Below are 19,978 nucleotides of genomic sequence, written 5' to 3'. Positions count from 1 at the left end.
ATTACGCCTGAAGCACGGGAAGGTTGCGAATCTTCTCCGCCCATTCCCGCGGGCCCGTCTCGTGCACGTTGCTCCCGGTGGCGTCCACAGCGACGGTCACCGGCATCTCCTCGACTTCGAACTCATAGATGGCTTCCATCCCGAGGTCCTCGAAGGCGACGACGCGCGACGAGCGGATGGCCTTGGACACGAGGTAGGCCGCGCCGCCGACGGCCATCAGGTACGCCGCCTTGTGCTTGCGGATGGCCTCGAGCCCTGTGGGCCCGCGCTCGGCCTTGCCGATCATCGCGATAAGGCCGGTCTTCTCGAGCATCATCTCGGTGAACTTGTCCATCCGCGTGGCGGTGGTGGGCCCCGCGGGGCCCACGGCTTCGTCGCGCACGGGATCGACCGGACCCACGTAATAGATGACGCGGTTGGTGAAGTCGACGCCAGCGGGCAGTGACTCACCCTTGGCGAAGATGTCGGCGATGCGCTTGTGCGCCGCGTCGCGCCCGGTGAGCAGCTTGCCGTTGAGCAGGAGGCGATCGCCGGCCTTCCACGAGGCGACGATTTCCGGCGTGAGCGAGTCGAGGTCCACACGCTTGGCGTTGACGTCGGGCATCCACGTGACGTTCGGCCAATCAGCGAGCGAGGGCACGGGCAGCTGTGCCACGCCCGAGCCATCGAGATGGAAGTGCGCGTGCCGAGTAGCGGCGCAGTTGGGGATCATCGCGATGGGCTTTGAGGCGGCGTGCGTCGGGAAGTCGAAGACCTTCACGTCGAGGACGGTGGAAAGTCCGCCGAGCCCCTGCGCACCGATGCCGAGCGCGTTGATCTTGTCGCAGAGTTCGATGCGCAGTTCCTCGATCTTGTTCTGCGGGCCGCGCTGCTTGAGTTGGGCCATATCGATGGGCTCCATCAGCGACTCCTTCGCCATCAGCATCGACTTTTCGGCGGAGCCTCCGATGCCGATGCCGAGCATTCCCGGCGGGCACCAGCCGGCGCCCATCGTCGGGACGGTCTTCATTACCCAGTCCACGATGGAGTCACTCGGGTTGAGCATCGCGAACTTGGACTTGTTCTCCGAGCCGCCGCCCTTGGCGGCGAGCTTCACCTCGACGTGATGTCCGGGAACCAGTTCATAGTGGACGACGGCCGGCGTGTTGTCGCGGGTGTTCTTCCGCGTGAAGGCCGGGTCGGCGACGATGCTGGCGCGCAGGGTGTTGTCGGGGTGGAGATAGGCGCGGCGCACGCCTTCGTTGACCATTTCCTGGATGGAGAGCTTGGCGTCCCAGCGGACGTCCATTCCGATCTTGAGGAAGACCACGACGATGCCGGTGTCCTGGCAGATCGGGCGATGGCCCTCGGCGCACATCCGCGAATTGGTGAGGATCTGCGCGATTGCGTCCTTTGCGGCCGGCGACTGCTCGAGCTCGTAGGCATCGGCGAGCGCGCGGATGTAGTCCAGCGGGTGGTAGTAGGAGATGTGCTGGAGCGCGTCCGCGATGGACTGGATGAAGTCGTCCTGCCGAATCGTGGTGGTCATAAGAAGGAATCTAAACGTCGCGGCGACTGGGGTTTCCGGATACCCTAGCGAAAACATCGGAATTGAAATAGACTGCGAGACCTTCATTTGAGAATCATTCTCAACCACGGAATTCGCTGGAAATGTCGCTGCGCCGCACCATTCGCTCGGTCTTCTTCTGGATTCATCTGGGCATCGGACTCTCGGCCGGGCTACTCATTCTCTTGATGAGCGTCACCGGCGTGATGCTCGGCTTCGAACGGCAAATGATTGCGTGGATCGACGGGGCGCCGCGGGTCGCGCCCGCCGCGATGGACCGCCTGCCGCTCGATTCCTTATTGCTGCGCGTCGGAGTTGAGCGCGAGGTGGTGGCGAGCATCGTCGTCAAAGCCGACGCGACGCAGCCGACCACGTTGCGTCTGCGCGAGCGCGATGCGGCGCCGATGTTGGTGGATCCGTTCCGCGGCGAGGTGCTCCAGGCCAGCGGCGACGGCTCAGGGCAGGCGTTCTTCTCGGCGCTTCGGCGCTGGCATCGCTGGATCGGTGCGCAAGGCGCCGAGCTGCGCGCGCAGATGAAGGTCGTGAACGGCGTTGCGAACTTGGTGTTCCTCGCGCTCGTGCTCTCCGGGCTGTACCTGTGGTGGCCTGCGCGCTGGACGCCGGCGCGGCTGCGGGCGACGGCGGTGCCACAGTGGCATCGCGCCGGCAAGGTGCGCGACTTCAACTGGCACAACGCGCTCGGGTTCTGGTTTGCGGTGCCGCTCGCGTTGATTGTCGCGACGGCAGCGTTCATCTCGTTCCGCTGGCCGGGGCAGTACCTCGATCTCGCGCTGGGCAGCGCACAGGAGAAGGCGGCCGCGCGCGCGGCGCTGCAGGCGCCCACTCCCGGCCCCACGCCTACCTCAACGGCTACCGCCGCTGCGCCCGCAACGCAAGAGCCCGAAGCACCGCGTCCGCCGGCGCTCCGCGACGATGACGCGACGTTGCAGTCGTACGCGACGAGTGCGAAGGCCGCGCATCCCAAGTGGGCGCAGCTGACCCTCACGTTGCCGGACTCCCCAAAGGCGGCGATGCGCGTCGCGGTGGCCGAGGGCAATACCTACCGGCCGGACCAGCGCTGGACGCTTGAGCTCGATCGCGCCTCGGCGGGAGTCGTCTCCGCCGCCGGATACGCTGACCTCAGCGCGGCGCGGAAGATTCGCGCCTGGGTGCGCTTCGGCCACACCGGTGAAGTGTTCGGGATCCCCGGACAGATCCTGGCGACGATTGCCAGCGCCGTGGGCGTGCTCTTGGTGTGGACGGGATTTGCATTGGCGTGGCGGCGGCTGGCCAGTTGGTGGCGCGTGCGCCGCCGTCGCTCAGTCCCAGCGGTGGCGACGCTTCCAGACGCGACGCTCGAGGCGCCAGCTTCGCTTCGCTGAGAACTCGAGGTCGGCGCCGGGGAAGAGCTCGGTGTCCTCGACCGCCTCGGTGAAGTCGTTGCCCTTGGCCGAGGTGTTGTCGGCGAAGTGCAGGATCTCGGCTTCGAGCGTCATCGGACGCACGGCGGCGCCGAACTCCAGGAAGCCGTGATGCGACTGGATAAAGTGATGCAGTTCCAGGCGCTGCTCGTCGGAGAGCCGCTCGTGCGCGGCCAGCGTCGCGAGGCGCTCGTCGAGCATCAGCGAGCCGAGGACGATGTGCTGCAGCAGCATCCCGGCGCGGGTGTAGTCGAAGCCAGCGAGATCGACGCGATACGCCTGCGTCTTGCCGATGTCGTGCAGCAGCGCGCCCGCGGTGACGAGCGTGACGTCGCCGCCCATCGTGCGCGCCGAGGCGCGGGCGATCTCGGCGACTTCGCAGGAGTGCAGGAGGAGCCCGCCGACGACGGCGTGGTGGCCGCGCGTGGCGCCCGGCGTGCGCGCGAAGTCGGCGCGGAAGGCTTCGTCGGCGAAGAAGAGGTCGACGGCCTTCCGCAATGCGCCGCGCATCTCGGCGCGCCAGGCATCCACCTTGGCCCAGAGCTCCTGCTCGGGCACGCGGATGCGCGGGAGGAACTGCTCGATGTCTGCGCTGCCGGTGGGGACGACGCGCGGCGGTGCCGTGAGCTTGAGCTGGCGGCGCCCGGCGTACTCCTCGATGACGCCGATGACCTGGACGACGTGGCCCGGTTTGACGGCCGCGACCTGCGGGACCATCTCCTTCCACACGTTCGCGGAGAGGACGCCGCTGGCGTTGCCAAGCTTGAGGACGAGGAAGGGATCGCCGGCCTTCGTGACCTTGTCGTCGCGTTCCCGCACGAGCAGCTCGTGCTGCACGCGGTCGCCGACGGCGAGCTTGGGAATCTCGAGCGGTGCCATCAGCTCGTGTAGACGATGTCGCCGTCTTCGGCGATGCCGATCTCTTCCTTGTACTCGCAGACGCCGCAGATCTTGTTCGCGACCCAGACGGCGCCGAGCTCATCGACAATGGCCTTCGTCGCCGGCTTCACGGTCAGCCGACGGTACGTGTATTCCTTGCAATGCGAGCAGGCGTGGGCCTTGGCGATCTTCTCCGCCTTCTCGCGCGTCAGTTTGGGCACGTGGAGTGATTACGGGACGAAGGGTCCGCTGCCGAGAGCACCGCTGGCCTTGCCGGACTGCGGTTCGCTGCTGTGCCCGCCCGCCTTGAGGAGTTCCTTGATGCCGCCGATCGCGCCGAGTACGCCGGTGGCTTCGCTCGGCAGGAACACCGTGGTGCCCTTGCCCTGCGCGAGCGCCGGCAGCGCCTCGAGATACTTGAGGCCGAGCAGGTAGGTCGCGGCCTCGCCGGGCGGCAGGGCGGCGGCGATGCGGCGCACGGCCTCGGCCTCGGCGTCCGCCATCGCGAGGCGGGCCTCGGCGAGGCCCTGCGCACGGAGGATGGCGGCTTCCTTCTCGCCCTCCGCCTTGCGGATCTGCGACTCGCGATGGCCCTCGGCCTCGAGCACGGCGGCGCGCTTGCTGGCCTCGGCGTTGGTGACGGCGGCGCGGCGCTCGCGCTCGGCGCGCATCTGCAGCTCCATCGACTGCTGGATGTCGCGCGGCGGCTCGATGCTCTGGAGCTCGACGCGGGTGACGTCGACGCCCCAGCCGATCGAAGCTTCCTCGATGACCTCGCGCATCTTCTTGTTGATCATATCGCGCGAGGCCAGCGTCTGGTCGAGTTCGATCTCGCCGACGATGTTGCGCAGCGTCGTGCGCGTGAGAGTCTCGAGCGCGAAGGGCAGGTTCTGCACCGCGTAGGTGGCCTTCTGTGGATCGGCGACGCGGTAGTACAGCACAGCGTCGATGTCGATCGTCACGTTGTCCTTCGTGATGACCGGTTGCGACGGGAAGTTCAGCACCTGCTCGCGCAAATCGATGCGCGAGACGGTGCTGGCGATGATCTTCTTGAGTCCGGTGACGTCGCTCTCGAAGTACCGGACGTCAATCGTCTTCGGCCGTTCGACGAACGGAATCAGGATGTTGAGGCCGGAGCGCGCGACGCGATTGAAGCGGCCGAGGCGCTCAACGACCATCACCTCGGCTTGGCCGATGATGCGGATGCCTTTGACGACCGCGACGCCGACGACCAGGACCACCGCGCCAACGAAGAACTCCACAGGGCTCCTCCGGGGAGAGACGCCCCTAATCTACCACCGGAAATCGGCGACGAAGAGGTTGGTCTCGCCTTGGGTGCTGCCGTGCCGGTTGCTGGCCCACAGCAGCTGGTGACCCTTGGGGTGGAAAATCGGGAAGCCGTCGAAGGAGTCGTTGAAGGTGACCTGCTCGAGCTGGTCCGGGCCGGCCATCGAGGCGTCGGCGCTGACGAGGAAGAGCTCGAAGTTGCCGCTGCGCGGGGCGAAGAAGTTGGACGAGAAGATAATCTTCGTTCCGTCGGGGCTCCACGAGGGGCCGAAGTTGGCGCCGCCGAGCGCTGTGATCTGGCGCTGGTTGCCACCGTCGGCGTCCATCACCCAGAGCTCGACCTTGCTGGGGCGGATGAGGCCCTGGCGGAGCAGGTCCTGATACTCGCGCAGCTCGGTGCTGTCCTTGGGGTGGTGGGCGCGGTACACAATCTTCGTGCCGTCGGGGGACCACCAGGGGCCGCCGTCGTAGCCCGGCGTGGTGGTGAGGCGCCGCACATCCGTGCCGTCGGCGTTCATCGTGTAGATGTCAAGATCGCCGTCCTTCAGCGACGTGAAGACGATCTTCGAGCCGTCGGGCGACAGGATGCCCTCGGCCGTGTAGATGTCATAGTTGGTCAGTCGGCGCAGGTCGGAGCCGTCGCGGTTGACCGTGTAGATGTCGTAGCGGTCCAGCGGCCAGACATAGCCCTGGGACGGGTCCGGCCGCACGGGGCAGGCCTCGTCGTGGGCGCTGGTGGACGCGAAAAACAGACGCTCGCCGCCGGGGAAGAACCATCCGCAGGTGGTCTTGCCGCGGCCGTCGGAGACTTGGCGCAACCCCGTGCCGTCGGCGCGCACGACGAACTGCTGGTCGCAGGTACGTCCGTCGCGCGTCGACTGGAACGTGATCCACTCGCCGTCCGGGCTCCAGTACGCCTCGGCGTTCTCGCCGCCGAAGGTGAGCTGGCGGAGGTTGGAGAGACGGGTCTCCTTGGCTTCGGCGTTGCGCTGGACGATGGGGGAGCGTTCGCCGCAAGCCGTCGCGCCGAGAAGCGCGACGGCGATCAAGAGCTGCTTGGACATCAGTCGTGGAGAGAGTGCGGGGGGACTACTCGGGGCGGCGCACCTGAGCGGCCGCCGTGGGCGCAGGCGTCGCCGGCGCCGGCACGGCCGGCGCGAGGGCGAGGAGTTCCTGCGTGGTACGGGCGCGACGGAGGAGGTCCATCGCGCGCTGCAACTGCACGTCCTCGGGAATCTCCCGGCGCTTGGCCGTGGAGTCGCCGAAGGCGAGTCGGGCAATGCGGTTCACCAAGAGGCGATCCACGTAGGCACGGCCCGCATCCCACTCGCTGCGGTCGACCGTGACGCCCCTGGCCTCGAGGCGCGTGCGGAACCCGTCGCGCATCGTCTGCGTGACCTGGAAGTCCGGCCGCACCTGATCCTTGAGGCCGGAGGCGTACTCGGTGAGCGCGAGATACAGGTCCTGCTGGCGCGGGACGAGCGTGCGTGCGAGGCGCAGCTCAGGCGCGGTCATCGTGTCGTAGGGGACGATCACATCCGGCGTGATGCCGCCTCCGCCGTAGATCGGGCGTCCGCCGGTGGAGCGATACACCGGCCGTGCGGCGCGTGCCGAATCGGATTCCATCGAGTCGGGACGCGCCTCGACGAGGCGGCCGTTGCCGTCGAGCACGCGGTCCTTCTGGATGGTGCGCCCGCTCGGGGTGTACCACTTGCCGGTCGTCAGCTTGATGGCGTAGCCGCCCTCGAGGCGGAACACCGACTGGACGAGGCCCTTGCCGAAGGTGGTGGTGCCGACGACGAGGGCGCGGTCGTGGTCCTGGAGCGCGCCGGCGACGATCTCCGACGCCGACGCCGAGAAGCCATCGGTGAGCACGACGACGGGGATGCTCGGCGCCAGCGGCGTGGCCTCGGCGCGGTAGCGTTCGATCTGCCCGCCGCGGCCGCGGACGCTGGCGAGCTCGCGCCCGCGCGGCAGGAAGAAGTTCACCATCTCCAGCGCTTGGTCGAGGAAGCCGCCGGCGTTGCCGCGCAGGTCGACGACGAGCCCCTTCGCGCCCTGGTCCATCAGGCGACGATAGTGCTGGGCGAACTCGCGGGTGGTGGTCTCGTTGAACTGCTGCACCGGGATGTAGCCGATGTCGTCCTGCAGCATCAGCTCGAAGGGGATCGCCGGAATGCGGATGGTACGGCGCGTGAATTCGACTTCGAAGGGCTGCGCGACACCGGGCCGCTGGAAGCGCGCCTTGACCTTCGACCCCGGCTGGCCGCGCAGGGCGCCGGAGACCTGGTCGAGCCGCCAGCCGCGCGTGGAGTTGGTGTCCACGCCGATGATGCGGTCGCCTTCGCGGATGCCGGCATCCTCAGCGGGCGTGTTGGGATAGACGCGGCTGATGATGATGACGCCGTCCTGGTCTTCGATGAGCATCCCGACGCCGCCGTAGAAGCCGCCAGTCGAGGTGTTGAACGCCTCGAGCTGCGCGGGCGTGTAGAGCTCGCTGTAGGGATCCTGCAGTTCCTCGACGAGGCCGCGGGCGGCGCGCTCGTAGAGTTCGCGCGTGCCGATGGAGTCTACGAAGCGATCGCCGACGAGCGAGAGGACTTGGTCGAACAGCGTGGCGCTGGCCGTGGTGGCGCGCTCCTGCACGACGAAGGCGCCAGCCGCGAGCGGGATGGCGAGAATGGCAACGAACGTGATGACGCGGCGACGGGACATTGGGACCCTGAGCTGAGTGACCTCGGAACGTACTCAGGCAATACCGCAGGGGCCAGCAGTGGTTCCGTCAGGAGATGGTGACAGTGCCTCGGGTCACCACTTGTACTCGACGAACCAGGCACGTCCGTCCTGGTCGAAGCGGGCGCCGCGGACGATGCCGGCGGCGAGTAACATCTCGTGCGCCGGCTGGACGACGCGCTGGAGATGGGATGGGTAGCGCTGGGTGAGTGGGAGCAGCTCGGCCAAGCGCTCAAGGGTGGGGCGCCAGGGGGCGCCCCCGCTGCGGGCGCGCTCGGCTTCGAGCAGGCGATACAGCCGGCGGGCGACGGGCGACGAGAGGGCGGTGTACTTCTGGGCGTTGAGGCTGATGCAATGCCCGGCCGCGATGTTGCTGCGCAACGGAGCGGCGATGGTGACCCGCGCGTCGCCGGGCTCGTTGCTGGCGAGCGCGGGAAAGAGGGCGAGCTGGTCGCGGTCGGTGAAGCGGCGCCGATCGATGGCGACCGTGGAGAGGAGCGTGAATCGGTTGTGGGCGCGCGCGCCGGTGGCGGCGTCCAGCCAGGCGCCCTCGCTCTCAAGCACGGTGCGCTCGAGGCGCCCGAGCGCACCGCGCAGCTGTTCGTAGGTGCGTCCGTCGACGCGTCGACCCATCGAGCGGAGGAAGGCGTGGAGCGTAAAGCCGAGCGTGCCGTCGGCTGGTAGCTCGGCTTCGTGATAGCGCCGCATCACCTCGACGTAGACGTCTTGGTCGAAGGTGCCGGGGAGACGTTCGCCGGGGGTCGGGAGGACTCGCCAGCGCCCGCCGTCGTCGGTGGTGCAGGCGACGATGGCGTCTTCCGAGCTATCGGAGAGCCTGAAGAGCGGCAACGCCTCGATCGCGCGATCCAGCAACACCGTGCGCGACGGAGGCCGGCGTCGAGGGGCGGGAGCCATCACCGCAAATGTCGTGATACTCGTGAATGCGGGCAAGTGGCGAGGCGCGGGACTGCCGCCTGTGCCTTGCGTGCGAGGGACGCGCTATCGCAGATCCTCGCGGCCGACCGCGGCCCGCACCGCCTCGCGCAGCGCCATCAGCGCGGACTCGCGCGCGGCCGGCGAGTCGTCGCGGACGTGCAGCTCGATGCCGTCGCCGACGACGATGCGTCGCCAGGTCGCGGGGCCCGTCTCCTCGGCGCTCGGCGTTGCCGGCGCGAAGCCGTTGCCGAGTGCGGGCGCGAGTGCGGCGGCCACGCGCTTCTCGAGCTGGTCGCCTTGCATACCGGCCAGCTCGTCCTTGATGACTTCGAGCCGCTGGCCTTCGCGCTGGCGGATCTTGATCGCCAGCAGCTGCAGCAAATGCTTGTAGTGATACGTGGCGGCGGTGCCTTTGCCTTCGGGATGGTCGAGCAACCCGTTGGCCACGTAGAAGCGGATCGCGCGTGCGCTGGGCGTGGCGCGGGCCGAGGTGTTGGTGGGGCGCATCCCGGCCGCGTCCACAAGGGCGGTGGCGTGAGACGCGAGGCCCCGCGCATTCCACGGGGCGTGCCGCGCGTGGGCGCGGAGCAAGGCGACGGGCGAGTCCGACATCGTCCGCAAAGACTAACGCGGAATGTCCGGCGCGGATAGTTCGCCCGTCGCCGAATGCAGTGACTACTTCTTGCTGGCGGCCTTCTTCGCCTTGTTCGCCGCCTTCTTCACTGCCTTCCTGACCGCCTTGGCCTTGGCCGCGGCCTTCTTCATCACCTTCTTGCCGGCCTTCTGGATGGCCTTCGCCTTGGCCCCCGCCTTCTTCGCGGCGCCCTTGGCAGCCTTGGTCGCGGACTTCTTGGCGGCGACGGCCTTCTTCTTGAGCGACTTGGCAGCGCCCGTGGCCTTCTTCTGCACGGTCTTGGCCTTCTTCTCCACGACCTTCACCTGCTTCGCGGCGGCCTTGCTGCCCTTGGCGACCTCGACCTTGGCCTTGGCGGCGACGTCCTTCACGGCATTCGTTGTCTTCGCCTGCACGTCCTTGGCCGCCTTCACCACGGGCGCAGCGGCAGCGGCGATATCGGGAATCGGCATCTCCCCGGTGGTCTCGAAGATGGAGCGGACGATGGGCTTGGGCGCCGGCTTGCGCCCGCGGCGGCGCGGTGCGAGCGAGTCCCCGAAGAGATCGCCGTCTTCTTCCTCTTCTTCAGCGGCGAGGGGCGCGATGCCCCCCTCCTCTTCGTCCTCGTCGGAGTCCTCGGCGGAATCCCAGAGCGAGTCGGAGTTGTCCTTGTTGACGGCCCAACCGCCGTCCTCGTCCTCGTCGTCGTCGTACGAGGCGCGGCCGCCACCGCCGCCGAAGCCCGAGTCGTCGTCGTCGTCGCCGTCGTTGAACAGGCTATCGATGAGTTCCCTGCCAGGCATAATCGCCTCCTAGATCGAAAATTGGCCCTGCACGATGACCGCTGAATACACTGGGCAACCCCTCGCCGTCAAGCGGGGTTCCCCGCTTCACCGTGGGCCAGCGCCGGCGCCTCCGGCGCGGGGCGGGCTTCGGAGGTGGCACGGGCCTGCCGCCGACGCGCCCAGCCGCTGGAGAGGTCGTCCAAGATGGTGTACACCACGGGCACGACGAAGAGCGTCAGGATCGTAGACGTAATGAGCCCGCCGATGACGGCGCGGGCCATCGGGGCGCGCTGCTCGGCGCCCTCGCCAATGGCCAGGGCGAGCGGGAGCATCCCGAAGATCATCGCGGCGGTCGTCATAATGATGGGCCGCAGCCGGATGCGGCCGGCCTCGAGGATGGCGGTGAGCCGGTCCTTGCCCTCACCGCGGGCTTGGTTGACGAAGTCGATGAGCAGGATGCCGTTCTTCGTCACCAGGCCCATCAGCATAATGATGCCGATCATCGACATCACGTTGATGGTGCCTTTCGTCCACCACAGCGCCAGCGACACGCCCAGCAGCGAGAGTGGCAGCGAGAACATAATGGCCAGCGGCTGCAGGAAGGATCCGAACAACGAGGCCAAGATCAAATAGATGAAGACGATGGCGAGTAGGATGGCCTCGAGCACGAAGCCCTTGGTCTCGTTGAGATTCTGCACATCGCCGGTGAACACGGTGCGGTAGCCGGCGGGCAGCACGAGCGAGTCGAGCGCGGCCTGGGTGGCGGCGGCGACGTCGCCGACCGCAGCGCCCGGAAGCACGCCGGCGGAGATGGAGATCTGGCGCTCCAGCTGGCGGCGCTCGATCTGCTGCGGGCCGACGCCGGCGCGGACGTCCGCGACCTGGGCGAGGGGGATGGCGACCGGAAGTCCGCGGGCATCCACGGCGGCGGCCGCGACGGGGATGTTGGCGACGTCCTCGGCCGAGGCGCGGAGCGAGTCGGGATACACGACGCGCACGTCGTGCGAGTAGCCCTGCTCGTCCTGCCAGCGCGTGGCGCGCGTGCCGGTGAAGAGCGGTTGCAGCGTGCCGGCGATCGCACCGATGCCGAGGCCAGCGGCCCAGGCCTGCTGACGGTCGACGCGCACATCGAGCTGCGGGATGTCGCCTTCATCGCTGGAGAAGGGCTCGGCCATCCCCGGCACGTCGCGCATAATCTCGTTGACCTGCGCGGCGATGAGCTTGAGGCGGTTCGGCTCCGGTCCCTGCACGTTCACGATGATCGGCTGCCGGAAGCCGCCGAAGATGGAGCGCGTGCCGTCGATGCTGGCGCGCGTGCCGGAGACATTGCGCAGCTGCGGGCGGATGGCGTTCTGCACGTCGGCCATCGAGCGCTTGCGGTCGTGGCTCGGCTTGAGCTTCACGAACAGCTGGCCAGTGGTGACGGTACCGCGGAATCCGGAGCCGACGGTGAGATACGTGAACTCCACCTCCGGCACGTCCCGGACGATGGAGTCGAGCGCCATCCCCTTGCCGACGGTGTACTCGACGCGCGCGCCGGGGGGCACGCGGTAGGAGATGTTGAACTCGCCGGCGTCGTAGTCCGGCATCCACGTGAAGCCGAGCTTCGCGGCGATGAAGAGGGCGAGGACGACGGATACGCCGCCGCCGCCGAGGACGAGCCAGCGGTGGCCCAGGGCGCGGTGCAGCAGCGGGGGATAACGCTCCGCCATTCGCTCGAACCAACCGTCAAAGGCCAAGGCCACGCGGCGAATGGGGCCGCTCTTGGCGCGGGCCTCGGCGTTGTGGTGCTCGGCCTCGGGGTCGTGCCAGATGGATGAGAGCATCGGGTCCAGCGTGAAGCTCACGAAGAGCGAGACGCTGACGGCGAAGGCCACGGTGACGCCGAACTGGAAGAAGATCTTGCCGATCATCCCGCCCATAAACGCCACCGGGATGAACACGGCGATGACAGCCAGCGTGGTGGCGAAGACGGCGAGGCCGATCTCGCTGGTGCCTTCGCGGGCGGCGGTGTAGTGGTCCTTCCCCATCGCCACGTGGCGGACGATGTTCTCGCGCACGACGATGGCGTCGTCGATGAGCAGGCCGATCGACAGCGACAGCGCCAGCAGCGTCATCGTGTTGAGCGTGAAGCCGAACGCCCACATCGCGAAGAAGCTGGAGATGATGGCCACCGGCAGCGTGAGCCCGGTGATGACCGTCGAGCGCCAGGACGCGAGGAAGAAGTAGATGATGACGATCGTGAGGATGGCGCCGAGCACGAGCGTGAGCTCGACGTCCCAGAGGGCCTCGCGGATCTTGGCGGAGTCGTCGCGGATAATGGTGAGGCGGATGTCGTCCGGGAGCTGGCGCGTGAGTTCCTCGACGACGACCCGGACCTGGTCGGCGACGTCGACGGTGTTGGCGCCGGAGATCTTGAGCACGTCGAGCGAGAGCGCGGGGTCGCTGCCCATAAACGACGCGCTGCGGGCCTCGGCGACGCCGTCGCGGACGGTGGCGACGTCGCGTACGCGCACCGGCGCGCCGTTGCGCACGGCGACGGTGACGTCGCGGAAGGCCATCGGGTCGAGGATGCGCCCGGTGATGCGCACGAGGCGTTCGGAATCGCCGCGCTGCACGCGGCCGGCCGGCACCTCTTGGTTTTCGCGCTCGAGCGCCCCGACGACGCTGATTGGCGAGAGTCCGTAGGCGCGCAGGGCGGCCGGGTCGAGCTCGACGCGGATCTCGCGCGTGGCGCCGCCCACCAAGGTCACGCCGCCGACGCCGGGGATGGCCTCGATGCGCGGTTTGATGACCTCGCGACCGAGGTCGGTGATCTCGCGCATCGGCCGGGCGTCGCTCTGCAGCGCCACGCTCATAATCGGCCGATCGTTGGGATCGAACCGGATGACGATGGGTTCCTCGATGTCGCGCGGGAGCTGGCGGCGGATGCGACCGATCTTCCCCTGCACCTCGGGCTGCATCTGTTGCACGTCGACGCCGAGGTTGAACTGCAGGCGGACGAGCGAAGCGCCCTCGGTGCTGGTGGAGGTGATCTCCTTGAGGCCCTCGGTGGTGTTGAGCGCCTCCTCGAGCGGCTTGGAGACCTCGCGCTCGACGACTTCGGGCGAGGCGCCCGGGTACAGCGTCTGCGCGACGATCACGGGGTAGGTCACGTCCGGATACTCATCCACGGACAGACGCACGAAGCCCACCGCGCCGACGACGACCAACGCGACCATCATCATCGTCGCGAAGACGGGTCGCTTGATGGAGATGTCGGAGAGGAACATCAGCGGCCTCCGGAAGCCGGGGAAGGTTCACCCCCGATGAGCTGCACCTGCATCCCCACACCGAGCATCCCGACGTTGCCGGTGACAACCTGGTCGCCGACGGCGATGCCGTCGAGCACTTGGACGATGCCGCGGGCTTCGTCGACGATGCCGAGCCGCACGTTGGCGCGCTCGAGCACACCGCCTTGCAGGCGCCACACGAAGGGCTCGCTGCCACCGGCGGCCGTCCGCACAGCCTGCTGCGGGATCAGCAGCTGGTCGTCGAGGGCGCGCTCGACGATTTGGCCCGTCGCGAAACTGTTGCCTTTGAGGCCTGCGCCTGCGTTGGGCACCTGCACGTAGACGGTGACCGACTGCGAGGCCGGGTCGATGGTGGGGCTGACGCGCGCCACGCGGCCTTCGATGGCGCGGCCGTCGGCGGTGAAGCGCACCGCGAGTCCGGGCTTCACGCCGGCGGCGAGGCGTGCGGGCACGGCAGCCGTGAGTTCGAGGATGTCGGTGCGTACGAGCGTGAAGAGTTCGGCGCCGCGCAGGGCGCGCACGCCGCGTTCGATGCCGCGGCGCTCGATGGTGCCGGCGACAGGGGCGACGATGCGCGTGTCGCGCTCGACGAGCGCCGACGCGCGCAGCCGCGCCTCGGAGGCGGCGAGGCGGGCGGCGGCGCTGACGGCAAGCTGCTCGGCGGCGCGGAAGTCGCGCTCGGGGATCGCGCCGGCCTGGAACAGCTCACGCGACTGCTCGAAGTTCCACGTCGCGGTGCGCGCGTCCATCTCGGCGGCGACCTTGTCGGCCTCGGCCGAACGCAGCGCGGCTTCCTGTTCGGTGCTTTCGAAGCGCGCGAGCAGCGTCCCGGCGGCCACGACGTCGCCTTCGCGCACCAGGACCTCGACGACGTCGCCCTCCAGACGCGCCCGGATGACGAGCGTCTCGATGGGGCGCAGGCCGCCGCTGATGGCGACGCCTTCTTCGATGCGTCCGGCGACGACCGTGTAGAGGTCGGCGCCGCTGAGCACGACCGAGCCGGCACCGCGCGCGGCGGAGGATGCTGCGGCGGGCGGGCCGCCGGTGGCCGGTGCGGCGTCAGACTTGTCGCAGCCAGCGAGCAGCGCGGCGGCGAGCGGCAGGGCGAGGGCGAGGCGGCGCATCAGCGAGTCCGGCGGATGGTCACGGTGCTCCCATCGGGGAGTGGGATGGGTTCGGCGCGCACGCGCGCGAGCTCGGCGACCGCGAGATAGAGATCGAAGACCGCGCGCGCATCGGTCGAGCGCGCGGTGAGAAGGGCCAACTGGGCATCAGAGACCTCGAGCTGTGTCCCGACGCCGCGCGCGAGGCGCAGTGAGGCGAGCTCGAAGGCTTCCTCGGCCTCGCGCACCACCGACTCGCGCGCCGAAGCCACGGCCTGCGCGCGGACGAGCTCGGCGCGGGCGCGCTCGACGTCGATCGCGGCCTGCTCGCGTGCCTGCCGCGCCTGCAGGTCGGCGATGCGTGCCTGTGCCTGCGCGAGGTCGATCTGGCCCTTGGCGCGGAGGCCATCAAATAGGGGCCAGCTCATCTGGACGGAGAAGTTGCGGTCCGGGAACCAGCCGTTGTTCTGGCACTGCTGCGTCGGTGGTGCGCCGGGGGGGCAGTACTGGTTGCCGCGATCGCCACCGAGGGTGGGGAAGCTGGGGTCGGTCGGGAGCGCGAGGTAACCGAACGTGAAGCCGGCGTTGAAGGTGGGGAGCAGGTCGGCGCGTGCCACGCGGATGCCGGCGCTGCGGGCCGAGGCGGTGAGTTCGGCGGCACGGACGCCGGGGCGCACGCCGGGTGCACGGTCGCTCGCCTGCGACTCGGCCAGCGTGCGCACGCGGGCGGCGTCGAGGGCGGTGACCAGGGCCAGCGGCTGCGTGGGCGGCAGGTCCAGCAGCCGACGTAGCTCGAGCTCGGCGAGCGCACGGTCGCTCTCGGCTTGACGCAGCAACGGCTCAAGGTTGGCCCGTTCGACACGCGCGCGCAGCAGTTCGTAGCGCGAGGCGCGACCGGCGCGTTCGAGCTGCTCGGCCTGCGTCACGCGCTCGTCAGCGAGGGCGAGGTTGCTGGCCTGGATCTCGGCGATCCGCGCGGTGAAGACGGCGTTGAGGTACACGCGCTGGATGTCGACGGCGAGCAGCGCACGGGTTTCCTCGCGGGAGAGCGTCGCCGCCTGCTCCGCGCGCGACGCGGCCTGCGACGCGGCGAAGACGCGTCCGCCTTGGAAGACCGCCTGCTGGACGTTGAGGTTGGAGTTGTAGACGTAGTTCTGGTTGAAGATCGCGCCGACGATCTGGGCGCGGGCGTTCTTCAGGACTTGTTGGTAGTTACTGTTGAGCCGCAGCTGCGGGAGGCCGGCGGCGCGTGCCGCCGTGACCTGCGCGTCGGCGAGCTCGACGAGGGCATCGGCGATGCGCGCTTCGTCGGAACTGCGCAGCACGCGCGCGACGGCGTCTTCGAGGCTGAGGCGAAGGGAGTCGGCGGCCTGGGCGCGCAGGGCGACAGGGGACGAGACGGCAATGGCGGCGGCGGCACAAAGGGCTCCGCCAAACAGGGTCAGGCGCATCTACAGATGTACGCGTGGGCGCGGCGTCCCGTTCACGCCGCGCGATGGACGCCTAGGACTCTTCGGGATCCAGGAACTGCAGCGTCTTGCGGCGCGTGACGATGCCGCGGAGTGCGGCGAACACTTGGGGGTCGAGCAGCGTGCCGCTGCGCTCCTCCAGGAAGGAGACGGCCTCCGGCGGCGTCATCGGATCGCGCCAGGCCCGGCGTGAGGTGAGCGCATCGTAGGTGTCGGCGGCCGAGAGGATGCGCCCGCCGATGGAGATCTCGTCCCCGGCGAGGCCGGCCGGATACCCGGTGCCGTCGAAGTGCTCGTGATGGTGCCGCACCGGGTCCAGCGCGCGGTGCAGGGGCGTGATTGCCGAGAGGATCTCGACCCCGATGTTCACGTGGCTCTGGACGTGCTCGAACTCCTCGGCGGTGAGCGCGCCCGGCTTGTTCAGCACCGACTCGCGGATGCCGATCTTGCCGACGTCCATCACTCGGGCGGCGATGCGGATGGCGTCGACTTCATCATCCGCGAGGCCGAGCGCCGAGGCGATGGAGCCGGCGAGGTCGGCCACGCGGTCCGAGTGGCCGCCCATAAAGTGGTCCTTGGCTTCCTGGGCGCGGACCAGGGCCTGCACGGTCTCGACGACCACCGAATGCAGTCGCTCACGCTCGAGGCGCAGTTCCTCGGTCTGGGCCGCGACTTCCTCGCGGATCAGCCGCTCAACCTTGCGCTGCTCGATGGACAGCGCGCGCTTATGGAGCGCGCGCTCCAGGGCGGTGGCCAAGTCGCCGAGCTCGACCGGCTTCATCAGGTAGTCCATCGCGCCCATCCCGAGGGCCTCGGTGGCCGTCGGGGCGTCGTTGACCGCGGTCAGCATAATGATCGCGAGGTCCGGGTCGATCCGATGCGCCTCGGGCACGAGCTCGAGGCCCGTCATCCCTGGCATCCGGATGTCGGAGAGCATCGCGAGGAACTTCTCCTGCTGCAGCGCAGCGACTGCGGCGCGTCCGGACTCGGCGGTCGTCACATCGAAGCCGCGCGCGCGGAGGAAGCGCGCGAGCGAGGTGCGAATGACTTCCTCGTCGTCAACGACGAGGACGTGGCGGGCCGGCGGTTCGGCGACCGCGCGGATGGCCGAGGTGAGTCGACCCGGAGCGGGGGAGCGAGGGGCAGTCATTCAATCAGTGCGAGGTCAATGTCGGGAGAATGTGCGACAGCGAACGAAGGATTGCCACCACAGTATCGCCAATCGTTTAATACGGCGTGCGTTAGACGGACAGGTCGGAAAAATCTGAAAGTAGAGCTTGGCCGCTATTGGCGGAAACAAAGGCCTTATGCTGTCTCATAACTGGTCTTATGGTGTACTTGAAATTTTCACATCGGCCTCGCGCACAGCAGCGTCTATGTCCGGTCCGTGGTCCACATACTCGGGCAGGCTCTTTGCCCGCTCGCTCACGATCGAGCGCGACAGCAGCGAAGCGAACTGCGCGCGAGCCGCTTGGTCTCCTTGAAGGCCGGCGGCGCGCATCCCGAGGATTAACCCGAGCAGGTGCGTCGGCTGGCCGCTGAGTATCGTGTCCGCTTGTGCGCGCGCCATCACGGCATCGCCGCTGACGAGGCCGATGAGTCCGAGGTCGTAGCGCTGGTGCGCATCGAGTGGCGCGAGGGCTTCGAAGCTGGCGATGGCCATCGGCGCGAAGAACTGCACGGAGTCGCTCTTGCCTTCGCTGACGTAGGTCATCACGCGCTGGAAGAGGCGATCGGCGCGCTCTTGTGGCGACATTGACGCGAGGTCCACCGCCCGCGCGCCACTGGGCGCGGGCCCTTGCGCCGCGGGCGCCGCGGGTCGCCCGCCGAAGCGTTGGCCGGCCACGAAGGCCACGAAGGCGAGCACGGCGATGCCGGCGATGACCCAGGGGAGCACGGGCGTGGCGTCGGCACCGCCGGTGGCCTGGCGAGCCGGAGCGCCCTGGCGCGGCGCCCCGCAGCGATGACAGAAGGCGCCCCGGTCGCCGAGCGGGGCGCCGCATTGCGCGCAGTGTTTGGCCATTACGAAAAGCTAATCGCGGTGCGTCGCGCCAATGGCGTGGCCCTCGGCAACGGCCGATATTCCACGGATGCCCAAGCCCCCCGCCGCGCCCGGCGACCTTTCCGGCGCGACCGCCACGGACATCCTCGCCCTCGCCGAGTCGCAGGGTGTGCGGTTCTTACGCCTGCAGTTCACCGACATCCTCGGCATCAACAAGAACGTGGAGGTGCCGGCGTCGCAGTTCGCCAAGGCCTTGGCCGGCGACATCCTCTTCGACGGGTCGTCGATCGAAGGCTTCGTGCGCGTGGAGGAGTCGGATATGCTGCTGCGTCCCGACTTCGGGACGTTCCGGGTGTTTCCCTGGGGCGATCCGCAGCAGCGCGTGGCGCGGGTGATCTGCGACGTGGTGATGCCGGACGGTACGCCGTTCGCGGGCGACCCGCGGCACGTGCTCAAGCGGCAGGTGGCGCGTGCCGCCGAGCAGGGCTACGTGATGAACGCGGGGATGGAGGCGGAGTTCTTCCTGTTCCGTCCGGCGCAGGACGGAGGCGCGGCGACGCTGACGCACGACGTGGGCGGCTACTTCGACCTCGCGCCGATGGACCGCGGCGAAGATGCGCGGCGCGCGATCGTGGCGACGCTGGAACAGATGGGCTTCGAGGTCGAGGCGGCGCACCACGAGGTCGCGCACGGGCAGCACGAGATCGACTTCCGCTATGCCGACGCGCTGACGACGGCCGACAACATCGCGACGTTCCGCTTTGTCGTGAAGCACGTGGCGCAGCAGTTCGGGCTCGTGGCCTCGTTTATGCCGAAGCCGGTGTACGGGCAGAACGGCAGCGGGATGCACACGCACCAGTCCCTGTTCCGGAAGGGCGAGAACGCCTTCTACGACCGCAAGGGTGAGTTCGAGCTCTCCGCGGTGGCGCACCATTACATCGGCGGCCTGCTCAAGCACGCGCGCGGGATGTGCGCGATCACGAACCCGCTGGTGAACTCGTACAAGCGCCTGGTGCCGGGCTTCGAGGCGCCGGTGAACGTGGCCTGGTCGTTGCACAACCGCTCGCCGCTGATCCGTGTGCCGGCGCGCCGCCAGACGGGCACGCGGGTGGAGCTGCGCTCGCCTGACCCGGCCGCCAACCCCTACCTCGCGCTGGCGGTGATGCTGGCCGCCGGCCTCGACGGCATCGCCACCGAGGCGACGTCGCGCGAGCCGGTGAACGAGAACATCTGGGAGATGAGCCACCGCGAGCGTCGCCGCCTGCGCATCGACGATCTGCCGCGCGACCTCAACGAAGCCTGCGACGAACTCGAGAAGGACGCCGAGATCTGCGAGGCGCTGGGGCCGCACGTGACGCAGCACTTCCTCGCGGCCAAGCGCGAGGAGTGGCGCGATTACATCTCCCAGGTCTCGGCGTGGGAGCTGGACCGCTACCTGGCCAAGTACTGATGCGCCGTGCCGTACTGCTCGGGACCCTCGCCTTGGCCGCCTGCGCACCGGCGGCACCGCCGCCGCCTCCGCAGCCGATCACGCAGGAGCTGTTCGCGGTCGAAGCCGAGGTCGATCTCGCCGAGATGACGCAGCACGAGCGCGGGTTCTACTTCCGCGACTTCATCGTCGGCGACGGACGCCAAGGACAGCCCGGCCTCACGGTGCACATCGCGTACGTCGTGCGGTTGCCGGACGGCACCGAAGTGGACCGTGCGGAACCGGAGCGCCCGCTGCAGTTCAAGCTCGGCGAGCGCCAGTCCATCGTCGCGATGGAACTGGCCCTGCGCGGGATGCGCACGGGCGGCGTGCGCCAACTGGTCGTGCCGCCGGAACTGGCCTATGGCGCGCGTGGCCGCGGCAAGGTGCCCCCCAACGCCACGCTCGTGATGATCGTGCGGCTCGTGAAGGTCGAGTAGCCC

At 68.7% G+C, this 19,978-nt stretch carries 17 protein-coding genes; 3 read left to right on the top strand and 14 right to left on the bottom strand.

Annotated features, from left to right (window positions below):
* Window position 1: 1 nt before the first annotated feature.
* Entirely contained in the window at window positions 2–1,528 is a 1,527-nt protein-coding gene (locus KF689_13270; GenBank protein ID MBX3134346.1) for a fumarate hydratase, read from the bottom strand.
* A 122-nt stretch (window positions 1,529–1,650) separates the two neighbouring features.
* Between KF689_13270 and KF689_13265 the strand changes: the two genes are divergently transcribed.
* Window positions 1,651–2,928 (top strand): PepSY domain-containing protein, encoded by a 1,278-nt coding sequence (locus tag KF689_13265; protein ID MBX3134345.1) that lies wholly within the window; start codon window positions 1,651–1,653, stop codon window positions 2,926–2,928.
* Here the strand turns inward: KF689_13265 and KF689_13260 are convergent.
* The 13 genes from KF689_13260 to KF689_13200 all read right to left on the bottom strand — a co-directional run bounded on the left by KF689_13260 (window position 2,866) and on the right by KF689_13200 (window position 18,088).
* Entirely contained in the window at window positions 2,866–3,846 is a 981-nt protein-coding gene (locus tag KF689_13260) for an HD domain-containing protein (protein ID MBX3134344.1), read from the bottom strand. The two genes, KF689_13265 and KF689_13260, sit on opposite strands and share 63 nt — an antisense overlap.
* On the bottom strand, window positions 3,846–4,067 hold the full coding sequence (locus KF689_13255; GenBank protein MBX3134343.1) for a hypothetical protein: 222 nt from the start codon (window positions 4,065–4,067) through the stop codon (window positions 3,846–3,848). The genes KF689_13260 and KF689_13255 overlap by 1 nt, the downstream gene beginning before the upstream one ends.
* 9 nt (window positions 4,068–4,076) lie before the next feature.
* A complete protein-coding gene (locus KF689_13250; GenBank protein ID MBX3134342.1) occupies window positions 4,077–5,108 on the bottom strand; it encodes an SPFH/Band 7/PHB domain protein in 1,032 nt (343 codons plus the stop codon).
* 30 nt (window positions 5,109–5,138) lie between these two features.
* The gene (locus KF689_13245) at window positions 5,139–6,197 is read right to left on the bottom strand and encodes a PD40 domain-containing protein (GenBank protein ID MBX3134341.1); all 1,059 of its coding nucleotides are present in this window, start codon (window positions 6,195–6,197) and stop codon (window positions 5,139–5,141) included.
* A 25-nt stretch (window positions 6,198–6,222) separates the two neighbouring features.
* Window positions 6,223–7,848: a PDZ domain-containing protein gene (locus KF689_13240; GenBank protein MBX3134340.1), complete on the bottom strand. Its 1,626-nt coding sequence runs from the start codon at window positions 7,846–7,848 to the stop codon at window positions 6,223–6,225.
* A 93-nt stretch (window positions 7,849–7,941) separates the two neighbouring features.
* Complete coding sequence (locus tag KF689_13235) at window positions 7,942–8,781, bottom strand: replication initiator protein A (protein ID MBX3134339.1); 840 nt, start codon at window positions 8,779–8,781, stop codon at window positions 7,942–7,944.
* A gap of 84 nt (window positions 8,782–8,865) precedes the next feature.
* Complete coding sequence (locus KF689_13230; GenBank protein MBX3134338.1) at window positions 8,866–9,414, bottom strand: MerR family transcriptional regulator; 549 nt, start codon at window positions 9,412–9,414, stop codon at window positions 8,866–8,868.
* A gap of 63 nt (window positions 9,415–9,477) precedes the next feature.
* The gene (locus KF689_13225; GenBank protein MBX3134337.1) at window positions 9,478–10,218 is read right to left on the bottom strand and encodes a hypothetical protein; all 741 of its coding nucleotides are present in this window, start codon (window positions 10,216–10,218) and stop codon (window positions 9,478–9,480) included.
* A gap of 68 nt (window positions 10,219–10,286) precedes the next feature.
* Window positions 10,287–13,472, bottom strand: coding sequence for an efflux RND transporter permease subunit (locus tag KF689_13220; protein ID MBX3134336.1), 3,186 nt, complete (start codon window positions 13,470–13,472; stop codon window positions 10,287–10,289).
* Window positions 13,472–14,617 carry an efflux RND transporter periplasmic adaptor subunit gene (locus KF689_13215; GenBank protein MBX3134335.1) on the bottom strand — a complete coding sequence of 382 codons (1,146 nt, stop codon included), beginning with the start codon at window positions 14,615–14,617 and terminating at the stop codon, window positions 13,472–13,474. The genes KF689_13220 and KF689_13215 overlap by 1 nt, the downstream gene beginning before the upstream one ends.
* Window positions 14,617–16,047 (bottom strand): TolC family protein, encoded by a 1,431-nt coding sequence (locus KF689_13210; protein ID MBX3134334.1) that lies wholly within the window; start codon window positions 16,045–16,047, stop codon window positions 14,617–14,619. The genes KF689_13215 and KF689_13210 overlap by 1 nt, the downstream gene beginning before the upstream one ends.
* A gap of 52 nt (window positions 16,048–16,099) precedes the next feature.
* On the bottom strand, window positions 16,100–17,215 hold the full coding sequence (locus tag KF689_13205) for a response regulator (GenBank protein MBX3134333.1): 1,116 nt from the start codon (window positions 17,213–17,215) through the stop codon (window positions 16,100–16,102).
* Between the two features lie 177 nt (window positions 17,216–17,392).
* Complete coding sequence (locus tag KF689_13200) at window positions 17,393–18,088, bottom strand: zinc ribbon domain-containing protein (GenBank protein MBX3134332.1); 696 nt, start codon at window positions 18,086–18,088, stop codon at window positions 17,393–17,395.
* Between the two features lie 67 nt (window positions 18,089–18,155).
* Here KF689_13200 and glnA point away from each other — a divergent pair, with 67 nt between their 5' ends.
* Window positions 18,156–19,517 (top strand): type I glutamate--ammonia ligase, encoded by a 1,362-nt coding sequence (gene glnA / locus KF689_13195; protein MBX3134331.1) that lies wholly within the window; start codon window positions 18,156–18,158, stop codon window positions 19,515–19,517.
* Window positions 19,517–19,975, top strand: a complete 459-nt coding sequence (locus KF689_13190) for an FKBP-type peptidyl-prolyl cis-trans isomerase (GenBank protein MBX3134330.1) — start codon at window positions 19,517–19,519, stop codon at window positions 19,973–19,975. The genes glnA and KF689_13190 overlap by 1 nt, the downstream gene beginning before the upstream one ends.
* Window positions 19,976–19,978: the final 3 nt, after the last annotated feature.

The organism is Gemmatimonadaceae bacterium (assembly GCA_019637355.1).
Taxonomy (GTDB): Bacteria; Gemmatimonadota; Gemmatimonadetes; order Gemmatimonadales; family Gemmatimonadaceae; genus Pseudogemmatithrix.
Note: the sequence above shows the minus strand (reverse complement) of the source record. Positions and strands in the feature narration are given on the sequence as shown.